Genomic DNA, 25264 nt, shown 5'->3' on the forward strand with positions numbered 1-25264 from the left:
TGGTGCGCCCTTTAAATTATGCGATTGCGGCAGCGATCAGGCCAGCGAAGGGTCGATGCCCTTGCACGCCTCAACCAAGCCTTTCACGGCGTCGACGGATTTGTCGAACATCGCTTGCTCGTCTTTGGTCATCTGAATGTCGATAACCTTTTCAACGCCGCCGGCGCCGATCACGGTCGGAACGCCGACATACATGCCGTCAAGCCCAAGCGCGCCTTTGACATAGGCTGCACAAGGCAGAACGCGTTTTTGATCTTTCAAATAGGCTTCTGCCATCTCGATCGCCGATGTCGCCGGTGCATAGAATGCAGAGCCGGTTTTCAACAGGCCAACGATTTCCGCGCCACCGTCACGGGTGCGCTGGATGATTGCATCCAGCTTGTCCTGCGTGGTCCAGCCCATGCTGACCAGATCAGGCAATGGAATGCCCGCAACGGTTGAGTAGCGCGCCAGCGGAACCATTGTATCGCCGTGGCCGCCCAGAACGAAGGCGGTGACGTCTTTCATCGATACGTTGAATTCTGTCGACAAGAAGTGACGGAAACGTGCCGAATCCAAAACGCCAGCCATGCCGCAGACTTTCTCTGCCGGAAGGCCGGAGAATTGCTGCAGTGCCCAAACCATTGCGTCCAGCGGGTTGGTGATGCAGATCACGAATGCGTTCGGCGCGTATTTGCCAATGCCTTCGCCAACCGATTTCATCACTTTCAGGTTGATGCCAAGCAAGTCGTCGCGGCTCATGCCGGGCTTGCGTGGAACACCTGCGGTGACGATGCAAACGTCTGCGCCTGCGATATCGGCATAGTCTGTGGTGCCTTTCAGCGCCGCATCGAAGCCCTCGGACGGGCCTGATTCAGCAATGTCGAGCGCCTTGCCCTGTGGCGTGCCATCAGCAATGTCGAACAATACGACGTCGCCAAGTTCTTTAAGAGCTGCAAGATGGGCGAGTGTGCCGCCGATCTGGCCTGCGCCGATAAGGGCGATTTTAGTACGGGCCATGAAGTCCTCCGGTATCGGGATGGATATGTGACGAGGGGATGGGTAGTCCTTTTGTAGCATTCTGGCAAGAGCAGGCGGGGATGCATCCGCAGCATCCTGTGATTTGCATACCGTTGTGCACTGTAATTAACCTGATGTTTGCGCTAAAGGTGACGTAGGGGCGCGTGGTGTTTTTGTCATGCTGCGCGGCCAATGTTTGTCATGTTGCACTGCAGCGGCACGCGCCAAAGGGGGAAGAATGGACTACATTTGGATTTTGGTGGCCATCGCATCCGCGGTGACGGTCGGTTTGTCAAAGGGCGGTATCCCCATGGCCGGTGCGTTGTCCGTTCCCATCCTTGCTACGGTCATGGATCCGGTTGCGGCGGCGGGGCTTTTGCTGCCCGTTTACGTGATCGCTGATTTCTTTGGTCTATGGGCTTATCGCAAGCATTTCGACCCACGTGTGCTGAAAATCATGATCCCCGCCACCACGCTTGGCGTCGGTGTCGGTTGGCTGATGGCCGATGTCGTGCCAGAGCGATTTGTGCTGGGATTGGTAGGGATGATCGGGCTTGTTTTTGCCCTTAACGCGATTTTTCGCCCCTCGCTGGGGGCGCGGCGCGAGGCGCGCACAGTGCCGGGGCTTGTCTGGGGGACAATTGCCGGGTTCACAAGTTTCGTGAGCCATTCAGGCGGTCCGCCCTTTCAGGCTTATGCCGTGCCGTTGAATATGCCTTCGACAATATTCGCCGGGACTGCGACAATCTTGTTTTCATATGTCAATGCGATCAAATTGATCCCCTATATCGCCTTAGGGGAAATCAATTTTGATTCGCTTTCTCTTGCGGTGCTTTTGGCGATTCCCGCATCACTCTCGGTGTTTGTCGGCGTGCGATTGGTCCGAGTTATCCCGCAAAAGTTGTTTTATCAACTGCTGATTTGGGTGCTTTTGGTGCTGTCGATCAAATTGCTTTGGGATGCGGTGATCGGCTGAGCGCACCTAGATATCTTTGCCACCGGCGGGCAGCTTTTCCGACAAAGTTTCGTAATTCTGGCCCGAGGCGATCAGGCAGCTCATCCCGCTCGGTTTTGTGACCAGGATGGTCCAGCTGCCGGTGTCGGCCACAAAAATCTCAAGGACCGAATTATTGGCCGCCAGACCGATTCCGCGGCGGGTTTCTTGATATTTGTCGTTCAGTTGACCGATGATTTTCTGCCGTACCCCACAGGCATCTTCCGCGGCGTGAAGTTGTTGCGCTGCCAAAAGAACGGCCAAAAGTCCGAATGAAAGCGCAAAGAATGTCTTCTGCATAGCGTCCTCCATGGTGGAAGGTTGATCCAGCTAGGCTGAGAGCAGGTGACGAAGATAACGTTAATATTGCGGACATTGCACAACTTTAGCGCGATATTTCGCTACGCGCGGAGTGTTTTCGCTGCAATGCGGCAGATTAATCCTTGCTGAATGTGTCCCTAATGTGGTCTTTGGCGAAAGAATGTTGCGAGGGAGGGAATCATGTCCGCACGCCCCTATAGATCTGTATTGTATATTCCCGGCTCAAAAGAGCGCGCTTTGGAAAAGGCCAAGGGCCTGACCTGTGACGCGATCATCTTTGACCTGGAAGACGCTGTTGCAATTGACGAAAAGCCCCGCGCGCGGGAGCTGCTGGCCACCACCTTGAAAGAGGGAAATTTCGGCAATCGTGCACGGATTGTCCGGGTCAACGCTTTAGACACCGAATGGGGCCGGGATGATATTTTGGCCTTTGCACGCGCGATTCGCGACGGCGCACAGGTGGATGCGATCTTGATTCCCAAGGTGAACACGACACAAGATTTGGATGCTGTTGCTGACCTTATCCCAGATGTTCCGCTTTGGGCGATGATGGAGACGGCGATCGGCATGTTTAACGCGCAGTCGATTGCGGCGCATCCGCGTTTGGCGGGGATGGTGATGGGCACCAATGATCTGGCGAAAGAGCTGGGCACGCGGTTCCGTGCCGATCGCCTGCCGATGATGGCCGGTCTGGGCCTGTGCCTGATGGCGGCCAAAGCCTATGGCAAGGTGATTATCGACGGCGTGTATAATGCGTTTAAAGACGATGATGGATTGGAAGTTGAATGTGATCAGGGGCGTGATATGGGGTTTGATGGCAAAACCTTGATCCACCCGGCGCAGCTTGCGGTGTGCAACGCCGCCTTCGCCCCGTCCGAGGCCGAAATTGACCTTGCACGTCGCCAGATTGATGCTTTTACCGCAGCCGAGGCCGCAGGGCAGGGCGTTGCCGTTGTGGATGGTAAGATTGTTGAAAATCTGCATATCGTGACGGCGCGGCAGATCCTTGCGAAAGCGGATGCAATTGCCGCGCTGACATAAAGCAAGCGAAAGGCGAGCCATGACCCTGTTGATCCTTGGCGTCCTAATTTGGGCGGCGGCACATTTGTTTAAACGGCTCGCGCCGCATGCGCGTGCGAAAATGGGGGCGCAGGGGCGGGCGATGGTATCGGGGCTTTTGTTCCTGTCCATCGCATTAATGATCATCGGCTATCGCGGTGCAGATGGCACGGTGTTTTGGGGCCGTTCGCCGGCGATGGTTGGTATCAATAACCTGCTGATGCTGCTGTCGGTCTATCTGTTTGCGGCATCGGGCATGAAGACCAAGCTTGCACAGAAATTCCGCCACCCGATGCTGTTGGGTGTGATCCTATGGGCTTGCGCGCATCTGCTGGTGAATGGTGATACGCCCAGCTTCGTACTGTTCGGCGGGGTTGGCATCTGGGCGATTGTCGAGATTGTCTTGATCAACCGTTCTGTCTGGGTGCCACCCATTGGCAAAGGTCCGAAAATGGAGATCTTTGCGATCCTTGGCACAGTGATTGTTTACGGTGCCATCGTCGGGGTGCATTACGCGCTTGGCTATCCGACGTTTGGATGATGCCCCTGTCCGCGTAAAAGGAGTACAGACATGCAAGCTTATCGTTTCTTGACCGAAGATGACACCAGCGCCTTTTGCCATAAGGTCACAGAAGCGCTGTCCAAAGGCTGGGAGCTGTATGGCCCGCCGCAATACGCGTTTGATACGGACAAAGGTGTGATGCGCTGCGGTCAGGCCGTGATCAAGCAGGCGGAGGGGTCTTATGCCCCCGATATCAAGCTGGGGCAACTTTAAGCGCCCATCGTTCAAAAGCTGAAAAAGGAGCGCCGCATGGCCAAAACCAATCCAGGCCGATTTTTCGAAGATTACAAGATCGGTGATGTGATCCGCCATGCGGTGCCGCGCACCGTGGCGGAAGGGGAGCGCGCGTTGTACCACGCGCTTTATCCGGCACGCGGGGCGCTATATTCCTCGGATGAATTCGCGGCGCGCTGTGGGCTGGAAGGGGCGCCAATTGACGATTTGGCCGCGTTTCATGTGGTGTTTGGCAAAACTGTGCCTGATGTCTCATTAAACGCGGTTGCGAATTTGGGCTATGCCGAAGGGCGTTGGCTAAAGCCTGTCTATCCCGGCGACACGCTGCGCGCAGAGTCCGAGGTGATCGGCGTCAAGCAAAACTCCAACGGAAAATCCGGCGTTGTCTATGTGCGTACGCGCGGGTTCAATCAGATCGATGAACCGGTCTTGGACTATGTGCGGTGGGTAATGGTACGCAAAGGCAACCTGGATGCGCCCGCGCCTGAAACACATATCCCAGAACTGTCACAGACGGTTGCGCCACAGGATCTGGTCATTCCAGAGGGGCTCGATTTTACAGACTATGATTTCGACCTTGCCGGAGAGCCGCATCGCTGGTCCGATTATGAGATTGGCGAAAAAATCGACCATGTCGACGGTGTGACCATCGAAGAGGCTGAGCATATGCTGGCCACGCGTCTATGGCAGAACACGGCCAAAGTGCATTTTGATGCGACCTTCCGCCCCGACGGTCAGCGCCTGATCTATGGTGGCCATATCATTTCGATGGCACGTGCGCTGTCGTTTAATGGCCTAGCCAATGCACAGATGATTGTCGCGTTGAATGGCGGGGCGCATGCCAATCCCTGTTTCGCTGGCGATACAGTCAAGGCATGGTCCGAGGTTCTGGACCGGGCTGAAACCGGTGCGCCTGGCGTCGGGGCCATTCGTTTGCGTCTGGTTGCTGTGAAACAAGGTGCTGCGGAATTCGCACTGAAGGGCGAGGATGGCAAATACCTGCCAGAGGTGCTGTTGGATCTGGATTACTGGGCGTTGATTCCTTTGTGATCCCCAAGACGCATAGAAAATTTACTTTTTAGCGGCAAACATCCCGGCGCAAAGATGCCCAGTTTTGGCTTGGCGCCGGGGGAATGTGTTACCGCTCACATTTATTCCTGACGTTTTTGCTTTTGTGATCACGGCGTTATTTTTGTGATCACAACATTGTAAAAAAGCGAAAATTGGGTATGAAAAAGCGACTTTAACGCCGACAGAGGCCGTGACTTCCCTGACGGATGGGACTAAAGCATAAGAGCACTTCGGCCAGCCCCATACGCGCCCGCACCCACGCCGGACGCCCGAGGGGCCCAGCGACAGAGGGACCCAAAATGGCAGAAACGAAACGGGTTGAACGGCCCCTTTCCCCTTTCATGATCGGACAATATTATCGCCCGCAGATGACCTCGATGTCGTCGATCCTGACACGGATCACTGGCAACGCGCTCGCGGTCAGTGCGATTTTGGCGGTATGGTGGCTTTTGGCTGCGGCATCCGATGAAGATTATTTCAACTCGATCAATTGGCTGATGACCTCGTTCATTGGCGATCTGATCTTTACCCTCTCGGCGTTAGGGCTTTGGTATCATTACCTTGCCGGTTTGCGTCACCTGTATTTTGATGCGGGCAAGGGGCTTGAGATCGAAACAGCTGAAAAGCTGGGCTGGGCCTGCATGATCGGTTCGGTCGTGTTGACGCTTTTGACCATCATTATTGTCTGAGGAGGCTAACCCATGCGGTATATGACTGATCGTCAACGCGCTGTTGGCAAAGGCGCCTCGGGCACCGGGACCGAACATCATTGGTTCATGACGATATCGGGCGTTGGCCTTGCCTTCTTGGTGCCGTGCTTCGTCTATATCTTTGGCAGTGCCCTTGGCCGTCCGCAAGCTGAGGTGATCGAGCGGCTGTCCCATCCTTTCGCGGCGATCGTGATCGCGCTGACCTTCTTGGTTGGGATGCGCCACTTCGCCAAAGGTGCGCAAAGCATGATCGAAGATTATGCTGCAGGCACCACGCGTAAGATCCTTGTGATCTTTGTTTATTCGCTTTCCTACGTCCTGTCCGCGGCCACGCTGTTCGCATTGGGCAAGATGGTGCTCATGGGCCTGATGGCTTCGGCATAAGACAAAACGGGACAAGATAAATGGCTGCATACGAATACGAGACGCATAATTATGACGTCGTGGTGGTCGGTGCCGGTGGCGCCGGTCTGCGCGCGACCTTGGGGATGGCTGAACAGGGCCTGCGCACCGCTTGCGTGACCAAGGTTTTCCCGACCCGCTCCCACACGGTTGCGGCACAGGGCGGCATTGCCGCGTCGCTGTCGAATATGGGTCCAGACAATTGGCAGTGGCATATGTATGACACGGTCAAAGGCTCTGACTGGTTGGGTGACACCGATGCGATGGAATACCTTGCACGGGAAGCACCCAAAGCGGTGTATGAGCTGGAGCATTACGGTGTGCCATTCTCGCGCACCGAAGAGGGCAAAATCTATCAGCGTCCCTTCGGCGGTCATACCACAGAATTTGGCGAAGGCCCTGCTGTGCAGCGGACCTGTGCGGCTGCAGACCGGACTGGCCACGCGATCTTGCATACGCTTTATGGTCAGTCGCTGAAAAACAACGCCGAGTTCTACATTGAGTATTTCGCGATTGATCTGATCATGTCCGAAGATGGGCAGTGTCAGGGTGTGGTCTGCTGGAAGCTTGATGACGGCACGATGCATGTGTTCAACGCCAAGATGGTTGTGCTGGCGACGGGCGGGTATGGCCGTGCGTTCTTCTCAGCGACATCGGCGCATACCTGCACCGGCGATGGCGGCGGTATGGTGGCCCGTGCGGGTCTGGCACTACAGGATATGGAATTTGTTCAGTTCCACCCGACCGGCATCTATGGGTCTGGCTGCTTGATCACCGAAGGTGCACGCGGCGAAGGCGGATATCTGACCAACTCCGAGGGTGAGCGTTTCATGGAACGCTACGCGCCGCAGTATAAAGACCTTGCGCCACGCGATTATGTATCGCGTTCCATGACTATGGAAATCCGTGAAGGGCGCGGTGTGGGCGAGCATAAAGACCACATCTTCTTGAACCTGTCGCACCTGCCTGCCGAAGCTTTGGCAGAGCGTTTGCCCGGGATCTCGGAATCGGCAAAAATCTTCGCCGGTGTAGATGTAACCAAAGAGCCGATCCCGGTTCTGCCCACCGTGCATTACAATATGGGCGGCATTCCAACCAACTATTGGGGTGAGGTGCTTAACCCGACTGCCGAAAACCCGACCGCAGTTGTTCCCGGCCTGATGGCTGTGGGCGAGGCGGGATGTGCATCGGTTCACGGGGCAAACCGCCTTGGGTCCAATTCGTTGATTGACCTTGTGGTGTTTGGTCGGGCGGCGGCAATTCAGGCAGGCAAGGTCGTGGATCCTGAATCGGCCAATCCGGTGCTGAACCAGGCGTCGATCGACAAAGCCTTTGATCGTTTCGATGCGATCCGTAATGCCAATGGCGGCACCCCAACTGCCGAGCTGCGCCTTGAAATGCAGCGCACGATGCAGGCGGATGCGGCTGTATTCCGGACCGACAAAACCCTTAAAGAGGGTGTCGAGAAGATGGACGCAGTTGCGAATAAAATGTCGGACATCCATGTTACCGACCGCACGTTGGTCTGGAATTCGGATCTGATGGAAACGCTGGAACTGACGAACCTGATGCCCAACGCCTTGGCAACGATCCACGGAGCAGAGGCGCGCAAGGAATCGCGCGGCGCTCATGCGCATGAGGATTATCCGACGCGTGACGACGAAAACTGGCGCATCCATACCATTTCGCGTGTTGACGGGGCAAATGTCGATCTTACCTATCGTCCGATCATTCATGACCCGCTCACCACCGAAGAGGAAGGTGGCATCAGCTTGAAACGTATCGCCCCTAAAGCGCGGACGTTCTAATGATCTGCGCCGTCCCTACCATGACCTGTGGTTTGTCTGCATCCCTGATCGGGGATGCAGTTCCCGTGGGCCTACGGGGGCGGCGTCTTTGCCCGCTTCGTTTTCTTATCGCCTGCGGGGGGATATGATGACGCAACGGATGGGCCTACCGACGATCAATCTGCTGTTGCCCTGCTCAAAGCCAGAGCGGGATAAGATTTGGGGTGACCACTATTTCGGACAGTCCCTGGCGCGTGCGCTGCGTCAACTTGGTGCGACCGTTCGGGTGAAATATCGCCAAAAATCGGTTGCTTTGCCGCATCTGGGGCAGGGAATTGATCTGGTGATACGCGGGAAACGCGGACATCGCAGTCTGTGGCGGCCGCACTATCTTTGGATTATTTCAAATTACGAACATGTTAGCGACGCCGAATTGCGTCGGGCTAAACATGTCTTTACCGCTTCGGAACCGCATGCACAGGATCTGCGCGCGCGCGGTTTATCAGCGTCTTTCTTGCCACAATGCACGGACCGGGATGTCTTCAGCCCCGAACATGCGCGTGACGATCTTGCGCAACAGGTGCTGTTTGTAGGCAATCGCCGTGGCGGCTTTGCGCGGGATGCAGCTGTGGCCACTGCGGCCTCTGGCGTACCGATGGCAATCTGGGGCACTGGTTGGGACGCAGATCTGTCGCATGGTGCGCATGTGGGCAATCATATCCCTAATGATCAGCTGGGCGCCTATTACGCATCGGCTGCGGTGGTTTTGAACGATCATCAGTCGCAGATGGAGCGGGGGTGCTTTGCCTCGAACCGAGTTTACGATGTTCTGGCATCTGGCGCGCGGCTTGTGACCGATTGCATGGCGGGTATTCCAGCCGATCTGCGCGATGTTGTGTTCAGCTATGACGGGGTGCAGCAGGCCCCTGATGCGGTGCAACACGCCTTGGCAGCGCCGAAACCGGACTGCGACGTGGCCGCATATGTGCGCGAGCACCACAGTTTCCACAATCGCGCCGGGCAAATTTTGCAAAAATTGCAAGCGGACCGGCCTCAATCTTCGCCGGCACGTTCTGGCGTGTTGATGTCTGGCCTTGCGGCGCTGTCCTTATCCGCCTGTGGTCCGGTCACTGTCGCACAGGCCGAACGTATTTGCGCCCAGCGCATGGTCAATACCTCGCCCATTCGTGGCGAAGCCCTGATGGGGATCAATCAGGATGGAAAAGTGATCCACGACATTGATATGAATGTCAGTCTTTCGACGCGGATGGGTTACGACTCAAATGCGCTTTACACCCGCTGTGTTTACGACCGGTCTGGCGAATTTCCGACACAGCCGCTTTATTCTCGCCAAAACTGAAAGGTTTAGCCCATGGTTCAGTTCTCGCTTCCGAAGAATTCCAAAATCCGCGTCGGGAAGACTTGGCCAAAGCCAGAGGGTGCCAAGAACACCCGTAAATTCCAGATCTATCGCTGGAGCCCAGAAGACGGTGAAAACCCTCGGGTGGATACCTATTTCCTTGATATGGACAAATGCGGTCCGATGGTTCTGGACGCGCTGATCAAGATCAAGAACGAGGTTGACGCGACACTGACGTTCCGCCGGTCGTGCCGCGAGGGCATTTGCGGGTCTTGTGCGATGAATATCGACGGGATCAACACGCTTGCCTGTATCTATGGTCTGGATGAGATCAAGGGCGATACGGTCAAGATCAATCCATTGCCGCATATGCCGGTGGTGAAAGATCTGATCCCCGATCTGACACATTTCTATGCGCAGCACGCGTCGATTATGCCGTGGTTGGAAACCAAGACCAACCGTCCCGAAAAGGAATGGCGTCAGTCAATCGAGGATCGCAAGAAGCTGGACGGCCTGTATGAATGTGTAATGTGTGCGTCCTGCTCGACCTCGTGCCCAAGCTACTGGTGGAATTCGGACCGCTATCTTGGTCCGGCGGCGTTGTTGCATGCCTATCGCTGGATCATTGACAGCCGTGATGAGGCCACGGGTGAGCGTTTGGATCAGTTGGAAGACCCTTTCAAACTGTATCGCTGCCACACGATCATGAACTGCACCAAGACCTGCCCGAAGGGTTTGAATCCGGCGAAATCCATCGCAGCGATCAAAAAGATGATGGTCAACCGCGTGGTGTGATTTCCGGCGCGCATTATTGGCGCGCGGGGAAAAGAGTTTTTACGACAGCCGCCGGTGTTCCGGCGGCTGTCGTTTTATATGAAGCGGCGCTGGCTGGTCGTCAGGGTTTGGCGCAAGGTTGCACAGGACGCATGTCGGTTTTGCGTCAGCGTGGCTCCCGCCATCGTTAATGAAGCGTTATATGCGCTGAAGGGAGGGGTTTGAGATCTATGGAGAGTGCCATGAACCAGATTGTCCAATTCCCCAGCCCAGCGACGCGCATAGAGACGCAAGAAGACGCCCTGACCTATTACACCCCAGCGCCGGCAGTCGAAACCGCGCAGCCTGCACCGCAGCTGACAGCATCCGCAGACGCGCTGGAACGTCTTTACGGATATTATAACGATTGAGCGGTGATGCGCTGTTCTAAGGGTGCGCTGCGAGGCTGTTACGTAAGATAACGCCTGCGGCGTTCTTTTGGATATTTTTGGCAAGATGAAATGCCAGAGCGCTGGCGCTGGTGTGATATCGCCCTAGATTTCCAAACAGAGGCATTATGGAGTGGTCCATATGCCGTTTGGGAGGGTGACATGAGCGTATGTTCTTCACGAGAGGTTTTGGAATTTTGGTGCACAGATCGCGCCCGAGCATTGTGGTTTTCCAAAGACCCGGAGTTCGATGCAGACATTCGCGACAAATTCTTCGCGACATATACGGCAGCGGTTGATGGGCATTTGGAGGATTGGATGGAGGCGTCGTCCTCTGCCTTGGCGCTGTGTATCACGCTGGACCAATTCCCACGTAATATGTTCCGTGGGGTAGCGCGTTCTTGGGCGAATGATCCTTTGGCGTTATCGCATGCACGGCGTGCGGTTGATCTGGGCTATGATCATCGGGTTGATCGTGATCTTGCGCCGTTTTTCTACCTTCCCTACATGCATGCAGAGGACCGGACCGTTCAGGCACAATCAGTTGAATTGTACCGTGCCTTAGGGGATGCGCAAAGTTTGCGCTTTGCTTTAGCGCATCAAGACATCATTGAGCGCTTTGGACGTTTTCCGCATCGCAATGCGGTGATTGGCCGATCCAGTACGGCCGAGGAGATCGAATTTTTGAAGACCTATTCCGGATTTTGAAGCTGATGTAGTGAGCTTGGGGGAGTTCAAACCCCGCGCTGCGCAGTGTAGGCTATGTCCAAGCCAAAGGAGAACCCATGACCGAGATCCCCAGCCTGAGCCATGAGCAGATCACCGCGTTATTTTCCCGCCCTGATGGGGGCTATGCGTTTGCGCGTTGGGGGCGACCCATTGTGCCTATCGTGTTCGGTGTTGAGGCGGATACGTTGCAGGTGGTCAAGGGGGCGGTAGAGGCAGTTGTTGCACTGTCTGGCCATAAAATGGCAGAAACGGACCCGGAGCTTGGCGCGAACTTGATGATCTTTTTCTTCCGGGATTGGCAAGAGCTGTTGGAAGTGCCCAATCTGGACCAGATGATTGAGGGTCTGCAAGATTTGGTTGTGCGTTTGGACGATGCCGGGGCGCATCAGTATCGGGTGTTCCGTTTTGACGAGGCTGGCGCGGTTCGGGCCTGTTTTTCTTTTGTACGCATGTCACCAGAGATGGCGGATATTCCGGCAGAGACGATCGCACTGGGGCAGGCGGTTGGGATGATCTTTGCCTGGGGTGACGGGGCGTGGGCGGATCGTTCTGCGTTGGGGCTGGTGCAAGGTGCGGCGGTATTGCGCCCTGAAGTTGCTGCGCTGATCGCGGCGGGCTATGACCCGGTCATGCCAGTGGCTGCCACGGATGCGAGCCACGCGTTGCGGTTGGCGGCGCGGGCAGCGGTGCTGCGAGAAAATGCAGAGGCGGCCGCGGCGCAAATGACGCGCGATGTGGCAGAGGTCGCCGACCCGCCTTTGCCCGAAATGCCCAAACATGAGGCCGCACCACAAGATCGGGAGCAGTGACAATGGCCCATGAATTTGCGCTGCGTGTGTATTACGAAGACACTGATTTGGCCGGCATTGTCTATTATGCGAATTATCTGAAATTTATCGAACGGGGCCGCAGCGAATGGGTGCGTGCACTGGGCATTGATCAGCTGCGGATGAAGGCCGAAGAGGGCGTGGTATTTGCAGTGCGCCGGGTTGAGGCCGATTATCTTAAACCCGCGAAATTTGATGATGAGCTGGTCGTGCGCACCGCGCTTGTGGCCGAAACGGGGGCACGTATCGTGTTGGATCAAGAGGTGCTTCGAGGTGGTGAAAAGCTGTTTGCCGCACAGATCATTTTGGTCTGCGTGAATGAGTCCGGTGGCGCTCAGCGCCTTTCTGCCGAAATACGCCGCAAACTTGCGCCTAAGGTGCATTGACGCGCGGTGTCGACATAAAATTGACGGAGTTGTTATAGCGTGAGGTCTTTCCCTGCGCTATCTTCACTGGCAATCAGAACCGCAAGATAGCGGCCCCTTATTTGGCGAGCAGTGGACTATGGAAACAGAAGTGCTTGGTGCGGCGCAGCAGATGGATTTCTCGCTGCTGGCTCTTTTTGCCCGTGCCTCAATTACAGTGAAACTCGTGGTGTTAATCCTGATCATGTCCAGTTTTTGGTCATGGGCAATTACCATTCGTAAAGTCATTTCTTATCGCGCGGCGCGTGCGGAGGCGGATCAGTTTGATCGCGCCTTTTGGTCGGGTGAACCGCTGGATGAGCTTTATGACCAAATCGGGCCGACCCCGGATGGTGCCAGCCAAAAGATCTTTGCGGCCGGTATGACGGAGTGGCGTCGCAGCCATCGGCAAGATGGCAATTTGATCGCGGGTGCGCAATCACGGATCGAACGCTCTATGGATGTTGCGATCACCAAAGAGATCGACAAGCTGAACAACGGCCTGTCCTTTCTGGCCACGGTGGGATCAACCACGCCGTTCATCGGCCTGTTCGGCACGGTCTGGGGGATCAAGGTGGCGTTTGAAGAAATCGCGATTTCCCAAAACACCTCTTTGGCGGTTGTCGCTCCTGGGATCTCAGAGGCGCTGGTTGCCACCGCTTTGGGCCTGTTGGCGGCCATTCCTGCGGTCATCTTTTACAATAAGCTTTCCACCGATGCAGATAAGCTTGGCGGTGGGTATGAGGCATTTGCCGACGAATTTTCCACCATTCTTTCGCGCCAGCTGGACGCCTGATACATGGGTGGTGGTGTTATGAAAAAGGGCGGTGGCGGGTCGCGCCGTCGTCGCCGGGGCGGTAAACACGCTGCGATGGCCGAAATTAACGTGACACCTATGGTGGATGTCATGTTGGTGTTGTTGATCATTTTCATGGTTGCGGCACCGATGATGACGGTTGGCGTCCCGTTGGAGCTGCCAAAGACGGCTGCCAAGGCGGTGCCGACAGAACAAGAAGAGCCGCTGACGGTGTCTTTGCAGTTGGATGGCACTGTGTCTTTGATGAATGAAGCGGTTCCAGAGAATGATCTGGTAACGCGTTTGCGCGGCGTGGCGGAAGAACGGTCTTCGGATAAGGTCTTTTTGCGCGCAGATGGCGGCATTGAATATGGCCGTGTTGTGCAGGTCATGGGTGCGCTGAACGCGGGCGGGTTTTCCAACATCACACTTGTCACCGAAACCGGAGGCCCGGGCCTGACCGGCGCCTCGGCAAATTGATCGGCACGGTGCGCGATGATCGCTTGGGCGGACATGGATAGGTCGGAAAAGATCGGGTTTGGGGTGTCTGCGACGCTTCACCTTGGGGTGATCGTTTGGGCGATCGTCGGCACCGAATGGTTTCAGCCAGAACCCAAAGAGACCGTGACGATGTCGCAGGTTTCGGTCATATCGGAATCGGAGTTTTCTGCGATGATGGCGGCGGCCCCCGCACCGTCGCAGGCAGCGCCCGATGCGATGGCGCAGCCGCAGGCGGAAGACACACCGCAGGTTGAACAGCCACCCGCCGAAACGGTTCCCGAACCAGTGCCCGAGCCGATGGCACAGCCCGATGCACAACCCGAAGCCCAGCCTGATATGACCGACCTGACGACCCCGCCCGAACCGGCAGAGGTGGTCGAGGTGCCGCCCGAGATGATGCCTCCGGTTGAGGAACCGCAGCAAACCACGGCGCCTGATTTTTCGCCCCGGCCGGTGCCGAAACCTGCGCGCCGTGTGGCGCCGGAACCGGCGCCTGCGCCCGAACCCGATGCACAGCCCAGCGAGGCGGTGCAGGCGGAAACCCAGCCCGATGATGCGGCTGAACCCGAAATTGTTGAAGACGCAGTTGAACCGACAGCCCCCGAAGAGGCAGGAACGGAAATCGCGACAGAGGCCAATACAGCGGTTGAGCCGCCGCAGACCTCTGCTCCGGCGTCCAGCCCGCGTCCGCGCGCCAAACCAACACCCCCTGCACCCAAACCAGAGCCGCCCAAGCCTGAGCCAAGCAAACCGCAACCTTCCAAGCCTGCAACACCAACTCCGCAGCAAACGCAAAGCGCGACTTCGGATCGGGCGATTGACAGCGCGGTCGATGACGCGCTGGCACAGGCGTTGGGTGGGGCAGGATCTGGCGGGTCTGGTCAGGCTGTATCCGGCCCCCCGATCACCGCGGGTGAAAAAGAGGCGCTGATCGTCGATGTGAAACGCTGTTGGAACGTGGGTGCGTTGTCCTCTGAGGCTTTGCGGACCGTTGTCACTGTGGCAGTCGATATGACGCCTGATGCCAAGCCGATCATCGGTTCGATCCGCATGATTGGCAGCTCTGGCGGATCGGATGCGGCGGCCCGTCAGGCCTATGAGGCCGGACGCCGTGCGATCGTGCGTTGCGGGTCCGATGGGTTCCCACTTCCCAGCGAGAAATATGAGCAATGGAAGACGATCGAAATCGTCTTCAATCCTGACCAAATGAGGATGCGATAATGAGTTTGCGCCTGAATTGGCAAAAGTTCGCACTATCTCTTACGCTTGTGATGCGTGGGGGAGCCGGCATCGTCTACAACACGGGCAGACCCAATTCAGGGAGGTTCACTATGACGCGTTTTTTAATGGCCCTTGTGGCCGCAAGCGGCCTTTGCGCCGCAATGACCGCCCCAGCTTTGGCACAAGATGGCCCGCTGCGGATTGAAATTACCGATGGCGTAATCGAGCCATTACCCTATGCGATGCCCTCGTTGATTGCCGAAACCGGTGATGCAACGCAGGCGGCGGCCGATATCGCGTCGGTGATCCGGTCCGATCTGTCGGGCACCGGCCTGTTCCGCGAAATTCCCGAAAGCGCCCATATCCAACGATTTTCCAGCTTTGGCACATCGGTCAGCTATCAAGATTGGCAAGCCATCAATGCGCAGGCGTTGATTGTGGGGGCTGTGTCGAACTCTGGCGGGAAATTGGTGGTAAAATTCCGCCTGTATGACGTTTTCTCGGGACAAGAGCTGGGCGAAGGTCAGCAGCTGGCAGCCAGCCCGCAAAGCTGGCGTCGTTTGGCACATAAGGTTGCCGATACGATCTATTCCCGGATCACCGGCGAAGGTGGGTATTTCGATAGCCGCGTCGCGCTGGTCTCGGAGTCCGGGCCGAAAGACAATCGTCAAAAACGTCTTGCGATCATGGATTATGATGGCGCAAACGTGAATTACCTGACCGATAGCAGCACCATCGTTTTGGCGCCGCGGTTCTCTGCCGATGGGCAGCGGATTTTGTATACGACGTTTGAAACCGGCTTCCCGCGGATCAAAATGCTAAATGTTGGCACGGTCTCCAGTCAGCTTTTGCCTGAAACACCAGGCACCATGACATTTGCGCCGCGGTTCTCTCCTGATGGGCAATCCATCGTTTATTCGATGGAAGAAGGCGGTAATACCGACCTGTATAAAATGAGCGTGAACGGTGGCAATCCACAGCGCTTGACCAATAGTCCTGCGATCGAGACCGCGCCCAGCTACAGCCCCGATGGGTCGCGGATCGTGTTCGAAAGCGATCGGTCTGGCACGCAGCAGATCTATATCATGAATGCAAACGGTGGCGAGCCAACACGAGTGTCCTTTGGGGAAGGGCGCTATTCCACCCCGGTATGGTCACCGCGCGGCGATATGATCGCCTTTACAAAACAACATGCCGGCCGGTTCCATATCGGTGTGATGCGGACCGATGGGTCCGAAGAACGCTTGCTGACCGCCAGTTTCTTGGATGAAGGGCCGACATGGTCGCCCAATGGGCGGGTGATCATGTTCACCCGCGAATCGCCTGGTGCCCAAGGTGGGGCGCAATTGTGGTCGGTGGACATTTCGGGCCGGAACCTGAAACAGGTGAGCACACCAGGTCAGGCATCGGATCCCGCGTGGTCGCCGCTGCTGCCCTAAGCATGGTGGATTCCCAAGACAAGGCTAACCTGTTATCGTCCCTGCAAACGGGCGGAACTATTAAAGGCGGACTAAAATGAAATTCGCAATCAAGGCGGCAATGGTGCTCAGCGTTTTGGCGTTGGCGGCCTGTAACAACCCAGATAAATTCGGCGGTGCCGGTGGTATGGGGGTCAACGATCCCGGTGGTATGTATGGCGATGGGACGATTGATCAGGCGGGGATCAGCGATCCAAATTCGCCTGCGTATTTCCAGCAGACCATCGGCGATAAGATTTTGTTCTTGGTCGATCAATCCACGATCTCTCCAGATGCCCGCACGATCTTGATGCAGCAGGCAAGCTGGCTTGTCGCCCACCCAGGCTATACCGCGATCATCGAAGGCCATGCTGATGAGCAAGGCACGCGCGAATATAACCTTGCACTGGGTGCGCGCCGCGCCAATTCAGTTGAGCAATTCCTGATCTCGCAAGGGGTCAGTGCGAACCGTTTGCGCACCGTGTCCTATGGCAAAGAGCGGCCGTTGGCGGTTTGCTCGACCGAAAGCTGCTATTCCAAAAACCGTCGTGCGGTCACCGTGATCGCTCAGGGCGCGGGGGCATAAGCATGCGGGGCGTCTTGAAAGGGGCAATTTTTGGCATCACCTGCCTAATGGGTCTGCCTGCCGCTGCGCAGGACGCCCAAACGCTGGCCGATATCCGATCACAGCTGGGGCAATTGTCGGCGCAGGTGCAAAGCCTGCGCTCCGAGCTGCAATCCTCGGGCGCGGCGGGGCTGCAAGCGGCGGGCGGATCCTCCGCCTTGGAGCGGATGGACACGATGGAAGCATCGCTGTCGCGGCTGACTTCGCAGACAGAGGAATTGCAAAATCGGGTGAACCAGGTTGTGGCCGATGGCACCAATCGGGTGGGCGATCTGGAATTCCGCCTGTGTGAGATTGAACCGGGCTGCGACCTGTCCAGCATCGGGCAGACAGCACCGTTGGGCGGGACGCCCGCAGCGGTTGTGACGGCGCCTGCGCCGAATACAACCGCGTCCCCGGGGGCGGATTTGGCGATGAATGAGCAATCCGATTACGACCGTGCAAAGGCCGAATTTGACAATGGCAACTGGCAAGCGGCGGCCGACCAACTGGACAGTTTCGCCAATGCTTATCCGGGTGGGCCACTGTCGGATGATGCGCTGTTCTTGAAGGGGGCGGCGCTTGATAAACTGGGTCAGACCTCTGCTGCGGCGCGGGCTTGGCTGGCGGCATTTTCGACCTATCCTGAAAGTGATCGCGCGCCAGACAGCCTAACGGCCTTAGGGGCCGCACTCGGGAAGCTGGGACAAAAAAATGAGGCCTGCGCGACGCTTGCGCAGGTGACAACCCGATATGGTGATGCCTCTGCCGCGACATCGGCGCGCACTCAGATGACATCGCTTGGCTGCTATTGAATGCAGCTTGGCGGCGACACATACGGGGCACAGGGCCCCGTAGAGGCTGCTGCATTATGCAAAACGGTTGATGCGGCGCTGCCCCCTGCCTGTGATACCGGGCGGGTGGGGGTCGCCGTGTCGGGCGGGTCGGATTCACTTGCGACCTTGTTATTGCTGGCGCAATCTCGGCAGGTGGCCGCTGTAACGGTTGATCACGGTCTGCGACCAGAAGCTGCACAAGAAGCCTCTTTTGTCAGCGCGCTTTGCGCCCGCCACGCCATCCCACATGAGGTTTTACAATGGGACGGCCCCGCGCCGACCGGTAACCTGATGGATCAGGCCCGGCGCGCGAGGCTGCGGCTGATCGCAGGCTGGGCCAAGCAAAACGGGATTGGTCATGTCGCGTTGGGGCATACGCTGGATGATCAGGCCGAGACTTTCCTGATGCGTCTGGCTCGGCGTGCGGGGCCAGAGGGGCTGTCTGGTATGCGACAGCGTTTTGAATTTGACGCCGTGATGTTTCATCGCCCGGTTTTGGCCCATGCCCGCAGTGATCTGCGCGCTTACCTTGCGGCACAGGGGCAGGTTTGGGTGGATGATCCCTCAAATGACAATCGCGCCTATGATCGGGTCAAGGCACGCCACGCGATGCAGGCCTTGGGACCGATGGGATTGGATGCTGCTGCGATTTCGCATGTCATTGGGCACATAAAACAGTCTGAGGCCGCGTTGAATGGCATTTTGGCCCAGTTTGTGACGGACCATGTTGAAACGCCTTTGGGGGATGTGGTCATTGCCCAGTCCGGGTTTTCGCGGCTGGACCATGAATTGCGCCGCCGCATGATGAATGCCGCGCTTTGCTGGGTATCAGGCGCGGAATATGTGCCCCGCGCTGCCAAGGTCGAAGGCCTGCTGTCTGTGCTGACACAGCCGGGGGTGCGCACCGTGCATGGCTGTCATATTGCCAGCAATGACACAGAAATCCGAATCACCCGAGAGTTGCGACCGGTCGCACAGATGCAAACAGCCTACGAACCCGGCGCTGTATGGGATCGTTGGCAGGTGGACGGTCCAGCTTTACCCCACGCCACCATTCGTGCGCTTGGGGCCGATGGTTTGTTACAATGTCCTGAGTGGCGACAGGCGCAAATCCCCCGTGTCAGCTTGCTTGCAAGCCCGTCTGTGTGGTGCGGCGCACAGTTGATTTTCGCCCCTTTGGCGGGCGTTAACACAGGGTGGAATACAACACTTGTGCAAGTGTCTTTGCTTTCTTCGCTATTCAGGCGTTGAACCTTGGGCGGGAATCCCTATTTTCCTTGCGACAGGCTGTTTGCCACTGCAGGCAGCCAAATTGATTTGGAGGTCTTTCCTTGGGTAACGCGCGCAACTTCGCCTTCTGGGCTGTGCTGTTCCTGCTGATCCTGGCGTTGTTCAACCTGTTCGAAAACGGACAGGGTTCATCCAGCTCGAAGCAGGTCGCCTATTCAGATTTTATCACCGCAGTCGATAATGGCGAGGTGCAAAGCGTTCAGATTGATGGCGAGGACGTTCGCTATCAGGCCGCCGACAACACGACCTATTCCACGGTCAAGCCGCTGAGCGATCCGATTGCGGAAACGCTGATTGCCAAGGGCGTTCAGGTGAATGTCGTGAAACAGGCGCAATCTGGCTTTATGTCATTGCTGGGTGTCTGGTTGCCATTCCTTGTGCTTATTGGGATCTGGATCTTCTTTATGAACCGGATGCAAGGCGGCGGGAAAGGCGGCGCGATGGGCTTCGGCAAATCCAAAGCCAAGCTGCTGACCGAAAAACAAGGTCGCGTGACCTTTGACGATGTGGCCGGTATCGACGAAGCCAAGGAAGAGCTGGAAGAGATCGTTGAATTCCTGCGTAACCCGCAGAAATTCTCACGTCTTGGCGGCAAGATCCCCAAAGGTGGCTTGTTGGTCGGCCCACCCGGCACCGGTAAAACGCTTCTGGCCCGCGCAATCGCAGGGGAGGCCGGCGTGCCCTTCTTCACGATTTCCGGGTCGGATTTCGTAGAGATGTTCGTCGGCGTTGGTGCAAGCCGTGTGCGCGACATGTTCGAACAGGCAAAGAAGAATGCGCCATGTATCTTGTTCATCGATGAAATTGACGCCGTGGGCCGGGCCCGTGGCGTTGGCATCGGCGGCGGCAATGATGAGCGTGAGCAGACGCTGAACCAGCTGTTGGTTGAGATGGACGGTTTTGAGGCCAATGAGGGCATCATCATTATCGCCGCAACCAACCGCAAAGATGTGCTGGATCCTGCCTTGCTGCGTCCGGGTCGGTTTGACCGCACGATCCACGTTCCAAATCCTGATATCAAGGGCCGCGAAAAGATTCTGTCTGTACACGCAAGCAAAGTGCCGACAGCGCCTGATGTGGATCTGCGCACCATTGCGCGCGGCACGCCGGGGTTCTCGGGCGCGGATCTGATGAACCTTGTGAACGAAGCAGCCTTGATGGCGGCGCGTGTTGGTCGTCGCCATGTCACGATGGAAGATTTTGAAAGCGCCAAAGATAAGGTCATGCTGGGTGTGGAGCGCCGCTCAATGGTGCTGACCCCAGAGCAGAAGGAAATGACGGCCTATCACGAAGCCGGTCACGCGCTGGTTGGTCTTTTGCTGCCCAAATGTGATCCGGTCTATAAGGCCACGATCATTCCGCGCGGTCAGGCCCTGGGTATGGTTGTCAGCTTGCCGGAGATGGATAAGCTGAATTACCACAAGGATGAGGCGAAGCAAAAAATCGCCATGACTATGGCGGGGAAAGCGGCTGAAATTCACAAATGGGGACCCGAGCATGTCTCGAACGGCCCTGCGGGTGATATTCAGCAAGCCTCGGCCATTGCCCGTGCAATGGTGATGCGTTGGGGCATGTCAGAGAAGGTCGGTAATATCGACTATGCCGAAGCGCATGAAGGCTATCAGGGCAATACCGGTGGTTTCTCGGTCTCGGCCAACACCAAAGAGCTGATTGAGAGCGAAGTGCGTGATCTGATCGACGAGGGCTATCGCCATGCCGTCCGTCTGATTGCCGAGCATGAAGCCGAATGGGAACGTTTGGCGCAGGGCCTTTTGGAATATGAGACGCTGACCGGTGATGAGATCAAAAAGGTCATGGCAGGCGAGCCGCTGACCGGCAATGATGATGACGGACCAACGGGCAATCTGCCCTCTGTCACATCCATGCCGAAAACAACACCGGCGCCGAAATCAGATAGCCCGAAATCTGATGGTGAGGCGCCAGAGCCCACGTCATAAGCGATTTTGACGCAAGTAATTTACGGGCGGCCTGTCATGGGCCGCCCGTTTGCGTTGGACCACAGGGATCGGGGGCGAACATGGCTTGACGTTGCCCGATTGTGAAGGGACGATGTAGGCGCATATCGCGCTGCCAAATCTTAGGGTTCTTTACATGTCTGCTGCCTTGAAACCGACTGAATTTTCCGGCGAAATCGTATGGCTTGGTGCCGTGCCGCAAGGCGGATTTGCAGCGGCACCAATGACCGAGATGGAGCTGGATTTTGAAGGTCCGATCTTGGAAGCGCATCGCGGCCATACGCGCCCCTCATGCTCGCGCGTTCTTGCGCAGCATCCGCGCGGAACCGAGATCAGTAACACGCGCCAGGTGACGATTTTATCAGCCGAAGAAATGGCCGAGACCGCATTCGCGATGGGCCTGCCAGAGCTGAAACCCGAATGGGTCGGGGCGTCGATCATCTTACGCGGCATTCCGGATTTCAGCCATATTCCGCCGTCGTCGCGGCTGCAGGCCCCTGATGGCACCACGTTGATCGTCGATATGGAAAACCGTCCCTGTGTGCTGCCGGGCAAGCAAATTGAGATGGAACACCCCGGCAAAGGTGCGCGCTATAAGCCAGCTGCGGGGGGGCGGCGCGGTGTGACGGGCTGGGTGGAACGGCCCGGGCGGTTGAAGCTGGGCGATGTGCTGCGCTTGCACGTCCCGGATCAGCGGCGGTGGAATAAAGCGGATGAGGCGCTAACTTAAGCCCAACGCGAAAGCGTGATTCTTACAGATAAGACAGTTTCGTGACAATTCTGTAAGAAACGCTATAACGGCCCCCTAGATATCGGGAGGTCGGCCATGAGCCATCCAAAAGACTGTTTGATTGTATCGTTGATCTTGTCGCTGGCGGCGCTGTCGTCATCGTTGATTGCGGCGCATGACTTGCATGAACTTTTTGCAGAGGGGCAGGGGGTTGAACTTGTGACCGTCGTTCTGTTCGGCTTTGCGTTGGTCGTTTGGGCACGTACCAGCCCGGATCGGGTGCAAGGCTGGCATATCGCCACTATTCTTGCGCTGATGGCGATGCGGGAGATGGATTTTGACAAGCGCTTCACCTCAAACGGTGTTTTGCAACTGCGCCTGTATACCGCTGATGGCCCACTGATCGAAAAGATCATCGGCCTGATTGTGATTGCGGTTATTTTGGCGGCGGTTTGGCGGTTAATCCGCCGTGATGTGGCGCCGTGGTTATTCGGGCTGCGGGCAGGCCGGTTACAGGCATGGTTGATGGTTGCGGCCTTTGGGCTGTTGGTCTTTGCCAAGGCGATTGACGGGATCGGCCGAAAGCTTGCACCGTTTGGGGTAGAGTTTTCACCACTGTTTGAAAGCCGTGCTGCACGTATTGAAGAGCTCTGCGAAATGCTTTTTGCGATCTTGATCGTTCAAATTATTGCGCTGGCATATCAGGGCCGGCGGCGGTGGCAAGCGAACCATAACGACACCCTGGCCATGGTCCCTGCATTCCACCCGATGGTGGGCCAGCGCAATTGATCTGACTGAAAAGCGGCGCTGCATGTCCGGTTTGCAGTGCCGCAGGTCGCCGTTGGACTTGTCCTTCGGGGGCGGGCCTGCGATATGAAGCGCATTCGCGACTTGTGGAGCAGACCATGACAGATCCGAACGATATTCACAGTATGACCGACCTGCGGTCACAGATTGACAGGTTGGATCGCCAGATCGTTGACCTGCTTGCGTTTCGGATGCGTCACATTGACCGCGCAGCGCAGTTGAAACCTGCCGAAGGGCTGCCGGCCCGGATCAACGCACGGGTGGAAGATGTAGTTGCCAAGGTTCTTGCCCATGCCCAGAAGGCCGGGGCCGATATTGCGCTGACGGAGCGGATGTATCGGGATATGATAGAGACCTCGATCCTGCGCGAAGAAGTTGTTCTTGGAAAAGGAGATCCGCTATGAGCGCTCAGATCATTGACGGCAAAGCATTTGCAGCAACAGTCCGTGAAAAGGTGGCCAGCCATGTCAGCCGCCTGAAAGAGGTGCATGGCATCACACCGGGGTTGGCGGTTGTGTTGGTCGGGGATGATCCTGCATCCGAGGTCTATGTCCGCAACAAAGGCAAGCAGACGCTGGAATGTGGGATGAATTCCTATGAGCATAAGCTGCCCGATGACACGTCGGAGGCTGATCTTCTGGCGCTGGTGCAACAGCTGAATGCCGATCCGACGGTGCATGGTATCTTGGTGCAATTGCCGCTCCCAGATCATCTGGATAGTGATTTGGTGATCAACGCCATTGATCCGGCCAAGGATGTAGACGGGTTTCATATCTCAAACGTAGGATTGCTGAGCACGGGGCAAAAGGCGATGGTGCCTTGCACACCGCTTGGTTGCCTGATGATGCTGCGCCAACAGCATGGATCATTGTCGGGGCTGACAGCGGTGGTTGTGGGCCGGTCGAACATCGTGGGCAAGCCGATGGCGCAATTGCTGCTGCGCGATAGCTGCACGGTGACAATTGCACATTCGCGTACGAAGAATATCGAAGAGCTGTGCCGCACCGCAGATATCGTTGTTGCCGCAGTGGGCCGGCCAGAGATGGTAACGGGGGATTGGATCAAGCCCGGTGCCACGGTGATTGATGTCGGTATCAACCGGATCGCGGCACCAGAGCGCGGGCCGGAGAAAATGAAATTGGTCGGCGATGTTGAATTTGCATCGGCTTGTAGGGTTGCGGGCGCAATCACCCCGGTGCCGGGCGGCGTTGGGCCAATGACAATCGCGTGTTTGTTGGCCAATACTGTGACGGCCTGCGCACGGGCAAATGGCTTGCCGGAACCCGAAGGCCTGACCGCGTAATTCACGGCTAGTGCATTGATTTTGAAAAATTTACACCGCCATGCATTTGCTTGGCGGTGTGTTTTTATTGATTGGTCAAATAACTAAGAAGATCAGTGACTTGAACTAAGGGATAATTGCCTTCTGTGTGTAATTTCATTAACTAATCGATCTGACAGCTGTTGATGAAAGGCGGATGGTGGAATTTTGGACGTTCTATAGACGGGCTTTGTTCAACCCCATGGTCGCATTGATGTGGCCACTGATGTCACTGCTGGGCGTTATCGGCGGCCCATTCGGCACAAGCGATCTGCTAACCATTGGTCAACGTCTGATCTACTGGCCCATCATCATCTTGGTCGCATTTTTGGTTGGGTCTTTGTTGCGGGCGGTGCTGCGCGATGTGCTTGGGATCAAGCGCTATATTATCGAAGCGCCGCTTTTGTCGATTTTGGCGGCGTTGATCCTAGCCCCGCCCTATGATTTGTTCTTTCACTGGTTGGCCGAAAATGATGAGGGGCTGCAGCCGGATTTGTTTGAAATCACGCTGTATATCTTCTTGGTTGCGATGATCAATTCGACATTGCGCCATGGTTTGTCCTTGGATCGTCCGACAAGCAGCGCAGCGGAGGCTACACCTGTTGCGGCACAGCGCGCGGCGGCTACCCCTGTGCAGGCCGCGTCTGAGCCAAGACAAGAAACGCGCAATGACTCAGAGGATGTGCCCCCCGTCACGCCAGCAGAACCCAGATTGGTCGAACGGCTGGATCCTGACATGCGCGGCACGATTTTGCGGATGCAGGTGCGCGATCATTATGTCGACGTTGTGACCCAAAGCGGCACCTCCAGCGTCCTTATGCGGTTTGCCGATGCGCTGGTCGAGGTGGAAGGCCTGCCGGGGCTGCGGGTGCATCGCTCCCATTGGGTGGCCGAAGAGGCCGTTGTCGAGGGGCAAAACATGGGTGCCAAGGGCGTGATCGTCACCACGGATGGCGCGCAGGTGCCTGTCTCACGCACCTATCTACGCGACGCCATGGAACGCGGCCTTATTGGAGAGCGCTTGCCCGGCGGAAGCTTTCAAACCCCCGCACGTTGAGGGTTTG

The 25264-nt window shown here is 56.8% G+C and carries 29 protein-coding genes; 27 read left to right on the top strand and 2 right to left on the bottom strand.

The window, feature by feature from the left end; all coding sequences use genetic code 11:
* Positions 1-36 precede the first annotated feature (36 nt).
* Complete coding sequence (gene mdh / locus BFP70_RS06925) at positions 37-999, bottom strand: malate dehydrogenase (protein ID WP_066010632.1); 963 nt, start codon at positions 997-999, stop codon at positions 37-39.
* A 238-nt stretch (positions 1000-1237) separates the two neighbouring features.
* Here mdh and BFP70_RS06930 point away from each other — a divergent pair, with 238 nt between their 5' ends.
* A complete protein-coding gene (locus BFP70_RS06930; protein WP_066010633.1) occupies positions 1238-1975 on the top strand; it encodes a sulfite exporter TauE/SafE family protein in 738 nt (245 codons plus the stop codon).
* Positions 1976-1981: 6 nt separating this feature from the next.
* On the opposite strand, the gene BFP70_RS06935 is transcribed toward BFP70_RS06930, so the two are convergent.
* Positions 1982-2293, bottom strand: a complete 312-nt coding sequence (locus BFP70_RS06935) for a hypothetical protein (protein ID WP_066010634.1) — start codon at positions 2291-2293, stop codon at positions 1982-1984.
* Between the two features lie 201 nt (positions 2294-2494).
* Between BFP70_RS06935 and BFP70_RS06940 the strand changes: the two genes are divergently transcribed.
* The 26 genes from BFP70_RS06940 to BFP70_RS07060 all read left to right on the top strand — a co-directional run bounded on the left by BFP70_RS06940 (position 2495) and on the right by BFP70_RS07060 (position 25257).
* Positions 2495-3355: a CoA ester lyase gene (locus BFP70_RS06940; protein WP_066010635.1), complete on the top strand. Its 861-nt coding sequence runs from the start codon at positions 2495-2497 to the stop codon at positions 3353-3355.
* A 19-nt stretch (positions 3356-3374) separates the two neighbouring features.
* Entirely contained in the window at positions 3375-3914 is a 540-nt protein-coding gene (locus BFP70_RS06945) for an NnrU family protein (protein WP_066010636.1), read from the top strand.
* A gap of 30 nt (positions 3915-3944) precedes the next feature.
* Positions 3945-4148 carry a DUF1737 domain-containing protein gene (locus BFP70_RS06950; protein ID WP_066010637.1) on the top strand — a complete coding sequence of 68 codons (204 nt, stop codon included), beginning with the start codon at positions 3945-3947 and terminating at the stop codon, positions 4146-4148.
* A gap of 36 nt (positions 4149-4184) precedes the next feature.
* Positions 4185-5219: a MaoC family dehydratase gene (locus BFP70_RS06955; RefSeq protein WP_066010638.1), complete on the top strand. Its 1035-nt coding sequence runs from the start codon at positions 4185-4187 to the stop codon at positions 5217-5219.
* A 320-nt stretch (positions 5220-5539) separates the two neighbouring features.
* On the top strand, positions 5540-5929 hold the full coding sequence (sdhC, locus tag BFP70_RS06960; protein ID WP_066010639.1) for a succinate dehydrogenase, cytochrome b556 subunit: 390 nt from the start codon (positions 5540-5542) through the stop codon (positions 5927-5929).
* Between the two features lie 12 nt (positions 5930-5941).
* Positions 5942-6334 carry a succinate dehydrogenase, hydrophobic membrane anchor protein gene (locus BFP70_RS06965; protein ID WP_066010640.1) on the top strand — a complete coding sequence of 131 codons (393 nt, stop codon included), beginning with the start codon at positions 5942-5944 and terminating at the stop codon, positions 6332-6334.
* Positions 6335-6354: 20 nt separating this feature from the next.
* Positions 6355-8160 (top strand): succinate dehydrogenase flavoprotein subunit, encoded by a 1806-nt coding sequence (gene sdhA, locus BFP70_RS06970; RefSeq protein WP_066010641.1) that lies wholly within the window; start codon positions 6355-6357, stop codon positions 8158-8160.
* A 127-nt stretch (positions 8161-8287) separates the two neighbouring features.
* Positions 8288-9499, top strand: a complete 1212-nt coding sequence (locus BFP70_RS20310; RefSeq protein ID WP_083217382.1) for a glycosyltransferase — start codon at positions 8288-8290, stop codon at positions 9497-9499.
* Between the two features lie 12 nt (positions 9500-9511).
* Positions 9512-10294, top strand: coding sequence for a succinate dehydrogenase iron-sulfur subunit (locus BFP70_RS06980; protein WP_066010642.1), 783 nt, complete (start codon positions 9512-9514; stop codon positions 10292-10294).
* A 221-nt stretch (positions 10295-10515) separates the two neighbouring features.
* Positions 10516-10683: a hypothetical protein gene (locus BFP70_RS20980; RefSeq protein WP_176715509.1), complete on the top strand. Its 168-nt coding sequence runs from the start codon at positions 10516-10518 to the stop codon at positions 10681-10683.
* 180 nt (positions 10684-10863) lie between these two features.
* Complete coding sequence (locus BFP70_RS06985) at positions 10864-11409, top strand: DUF924 family protein (RefSeq protein ID WP_066010643.1); 546 nt, start codon at positions 10864-10866, stop codon at positions 11407-11409.
* Between the two features lie 77 nt (positions 11410-11486).
* Complete coding sequence (locus BFP70_RS06990; protein ID WP_369820191.1) at positions 11487-12239, top strand: hypothetical protein; 753 nt, start codon at positions 11487-11489, stop codon at positions 12237-12239.
* Between the two features lie 2 nt (positions 12240-12241).
* On the top strand, positions 12242-12643 hold the full coding sequence (gene ybgC / locus BFP70_RS06995) for a tol-pal system-associated acyl-CoA thioesterase (RefSeq protein ID WP_066010644.1): 402 nt from the start codon (positions 12242-12244) through the stop codon (positions 12641-12643).
* Between the two features lie 118 nt (positions 12644-12761).
* The gene (gene tolQ, locus BFP70_RS07000) at positions 12762-13457 is read left to right on the top strand and encodes a protein TolQ (RefSeq protein ID WP_066010645.1); all 696 of its coding nucleotides are present in this window, start codon (positions 12762-12764) and stop codon (positions 13455-13457) included.
* Positions 13458-13460: 3 nt separating this feature from the next.
* A complete protein-coding gene (tolR, locus tag BFP70_RS07005; protein WP_066010646.1) occupies positions 13461-13937 on the top strand; it encodes a protein TolR in 477 nt (158 codons plus the stop codon).
* 33 nt (positions 13938-13970) lie between these two features.
* Positions 13971-15179 carry a hypothetical protein gene (locus BFP70_RS07010; protein ID WP_066010938.1) on the top strand — a complete coding sequence of 403 codons (1209 nt, stop codon included), beginning with the start codon at positions 13971-13973 and terminating at the stop codon, positions 15177-15179.
* A 125-nt stretch (positions 15180-15304) separates the two neighbouring features.
* A complete protein-coding gene (gene tolB, locus BFP70_RS07015; RefSeq protein ID WP_255356645.1) occupies positions 15305-16618 on the top strand; it encodes a Tol-Pal system beta propeller repeat protein TolB in 1314 nt (437 codons plus the stop codon).
* Positions 16619-16694: 76 nt separating this feature from the next.
* Positions 16695-17222: a peptidoglycan-associated lipoprotein Pal gene (gene pal / locus BFP70_RS07020; protein ID WP_066010648.1), complete on the top strand. Its 528-nt coding sequence runs from the start codon at positions 16695-16697 to the stop codon at positions 17220-17222.
* 2 nt (positions 17223-17224) lie between these two features.
* Positions 17225-18055 carry a tol-pal system protein YbgF gene (gene ybgF, locus BFP70_RS07025; protein ID WP_066010649.1) on the top strand — a complete coding sequence of 277 codons (831 nt, stop codon included), beginning with the start codon at positions 17225-17227 and terminating at the stop codon, positions 18053-18055.
* Positions 18056-19327: a tRNA lysidine(34) synthetase TilS gene (gene tilS, locus BFP70_RS07030; RefSeq protein WP_083217383.1), complete on the top strand. Its 1272-nt coding sequence runs from the start codon at positions 18056-18058 to the stop codon at positions 19325-19327.
* 80 nt (positions 19328-19407) lie between these two features.
* Complete coding sequence (gene ftsH, locus BFP70_RS07035; RefSeq protein WP_066010650.1) at positions 19408-21324, top strand: ATP-dependent zinc metalloprotease FtsH; 1917 nt, start codon at positions 19408-19410, stop codon at positions 21322-21324.
* 154 nt (positions 21325-21478) lie between these two features.
* On the top strand, positions 21479-22072 hold the full coding sequence (locus tag BFP70_RS07040; RefSeq protein WP_066010651.1) for a sulfurase: 594 nt from the start codon (positions 21479-21481) through the stop codon (positions 22070-22072).
* Between the two features lie 96 nt (positions 22073-22168).
* Positions 22169-22861: a hypothetical protein gene (locus tag BFP70_RS07045; protein ID WP_066010652.1), complete on the top strand. Its 693-nt coding sequence runs from the start codon at positions 22169-22171 to the stop codon at positions 22859-22861.
* Positions 22862-22977: 116 nt separating this feature from the next.
* Positions 22978-23283, top strand: a complete 306-nt coding sequence (locus tag BFP70_RS07050; RefSeq protein WP_066010653.1) for a chorismate mutase — start codon at positions 22978-22980, stop codon at positions 23281-23283.
* A complete protein-coding gene (folD, locus tag BFP70_RS07055; protein ID WP_066010654.1) occupies positions 23280-24182 on the top strand; it encodes a bifunctional methylenetetrahydrofolate dehydrogenase/methenyltetrahydrofolate cyclohydrolase FolD in 903 nt (300 codons plus the stop codon). The genes BFP70_RS07050 and folD overlap by 4 nt, the downstream gene beginning before the upstream one ends.
* 220 nt (positions 24183-24402) lie before the next feature.
* On the top strand, positions 24403-25257 hold the full coding sequence (locus BFP70_RS07060; protein WP_176715510.1) for a LytTR family DNA-binding domain-containing protein: 855 nt from the start codon (positions 24403-24405) through the stop codon (positions 25255-25257).
* The last annotated feature ends 7 nt before the right edge of the window (positions 25258-25264 follow it).

Source organism: Thioclava sp. SK-1 (assembly GCF_001705665.1).
Classification (GTDB): Bacteria; Pseudomonadota; Alphaproteobacteria; order Rhodobacterales; family Rhodobacteraceae; genus Thioclava.

Excerpts from the sequence above, each read along its gene's own strand:
- mdh (WP_066010632.1), bottom strand. The coding sequence starts at position 999 with ATGGCCCGTACTAAAATCGCCCTTATCGGCGCAGGCCAGATCGGCGGC.
- BFP70_RS06930 (WP_066010633.1), top strand. The coding sequence starts at position 1,238 with ATGGACTACATTTGGATTTTGGTGGCCATCGCATCCGCGGTGACGGTC.
- BFP70_RS06935 (WP_066010634.1), bottom strand. The coding sequence starts at position 2,293 with ATGCAGAAGACATTCTTTGCGCTTTCATTCGGACTTTTGGCCGTTCTT.
- BFP70_RS06940 (WP_066010635.1), top strand. The coding sequence starts at position 2,495 with ATGTCCGCACGCCCCTATAGATCTGTATTGTATATTCCCGGCTCAAAA.
- BFP70_RS06945 (WP_066010636.1), top strand. The coding sequence starts at position 3,375 with ATGACCCTGTTGATCCTTGGCGTCCTAATTTGGGCGGCGGCACATTTG.
- BFP70_RS06950 (WP_066010637.1), top strand. The coding sequence starts at position 3,945 with ATGCAAGCTTATCGTTTCTTGACCGAAGATGACACCAGCGCCTTTTGC.
- BFP70_RS06955 (WP_066010638.1), top strand. The coding sequence starts at position 4,185 with ATGGCCAAAACCAATCCAGGCCGATTTTTCGAAGATTACAAGATCGGT.
- sdhC (WP_066010639.1), top strand. The coding sequence starts at position 5,540 with ATGGCAGAAACGAAACGGGTTGAACGGCCCCTTTCCCCTTTCATGATC.
- BFP70_RS06965 (WP_066010640.1), top strand. The coding sequence starts at position 5,942 with ATGCGGTATATGACTGATCGTCAACGCGCTGTTGGCAAAGGCGCCTCG.
- sdhA (WP_066010641.1), top strand. The coding sequence starts at position 6,355 with ATGGCTGCATACGAATACGAGACGCATAATTATGACGTCGTGGTGGTC.
- BFP70_RS20310 (WP_083217382.1), top strand. The coding sequence starts at position 8,288 with ATGACGCAACGGATGGGCCTACCGACGATCAATCTGCTGTTGCCCTGC.
- BFP70_RS06980 (WP_066010642.1), top strand. The coding sequence starts at position 9,512 with ATGGTTCAGTTCTCGCTTCCGAAGAATTCCAAAATCCGCGTCGGGAAG.
- BFP70_RS20980 (WP_176715509.1), top strand. The coding sequence starts at position 10,516 with ATGAACCAGATTGTCCAATTCCCCAGCCCAGCGACGCGCATAGAGACG.
- BFP70_RS06985 (WP_066010643.1), top strand. The coding sequence starts at position 10,864 with ATGAGCGTATGTTCTTCACGAGAGGTTTTGGAATTTTGGTGCACAGAT.
- BFP70_RS06990 (WP_369820191.1), top strand. The coding sequence starts at position 11,487 with ATGACCGAGATCCCCAGCCTGAGCCATGAGCAGATCACCGCGTTATTT.
- ybgC (WP_066010644.1), top strand. The coding sequence starts at position 12,242 with ATGGCCCATGAATTTGCGCTGCGTGTGTATTACGAAGACACTGATTTG.
- tolQ (WP_066010645.1), top strand. The coding sequence starts at position 12,762 with ATGGAAACAGAAGTGCTTGGTGCGGCGCAGCAGATGGATTTCTCGCTG.
- tolR (WP_066010646.1), top strand. The coding sequence starts at position 13,461 with ATGGGTGGTGGTGTTATGAAAAAGGGCGGTGGCGGGTCGCGCCGTCGT.
- BFP70_RS07010 (WP_066010938.1), top strand. The coding sequence starts at position 13,971 with ATGGATAGGTCGGAAAAGATCGGGTTTGGGGTGTCTGCGACGCTTCAC.
- tolB (WP_255356645.1), top strand. The coding sequence starts at position 15,305 with ATGGCCCTTGTGGCCGCAAGCGGCCTTTGCGCCGCAATGACCGCCCCA.
- pal (WP_066010648.1), top strand. The coding sequence starts at position 16,695 with ATGAAATTCGCAATCAAGGCGGCAATGGTGCTCAGCGTTTTGGCGTTG.
- ybgF (WP_066010649.1), top strand. The coding sequence starts at position 17,225 with ATGCGGGGCGTCTTGAAAGGGGCAATTTTTGGCATCACCTGCCTAATG.
- tilS (WP_083217383.1), top strand. The coding sequence starts at position 18,056 with ATGCAGCTTGGCGGCGACACATACGGGGCACAGGGCCCCGTAGAGGCT.
- BFP70_RS07040 (WP_066010651.1), top strand. The coding sequence starts at position 21,479 with ATGTCTGCTGCCTTGAAACCGACTGAATTTTCCGGCGAAATCGTATGG.
- BFP70_RS07045 (WP_066010652.1), top strand. The coding sequence starts at position 22,169 with ATGAGCCATCCAAAAGACTGTTTGATTGTATCGTTGATCTTGTCGCTG.
- BFP70_RS07050 (WP_066010653.1), top strand. The coding sequence starts at position 22,978 with ATGACAGATCCGAACGATATTCACAGTATGACCGACCTGCGGTCACAG.
- folD (WP_066010654.1), top strand. The coding sequence starts at position 23,280 with ATGAGCGCTCAGATCATTGACGGCAAAGCATTTGCAGCAACAGTCCGT.
- BFP70_RS07060 (WP_176715510.1), top strand. The coding sequence starts at position 24,403 with ATGGTCGCATTGATGTGGCCACTGATGTCACTGCTGGGCGTTATCGGC.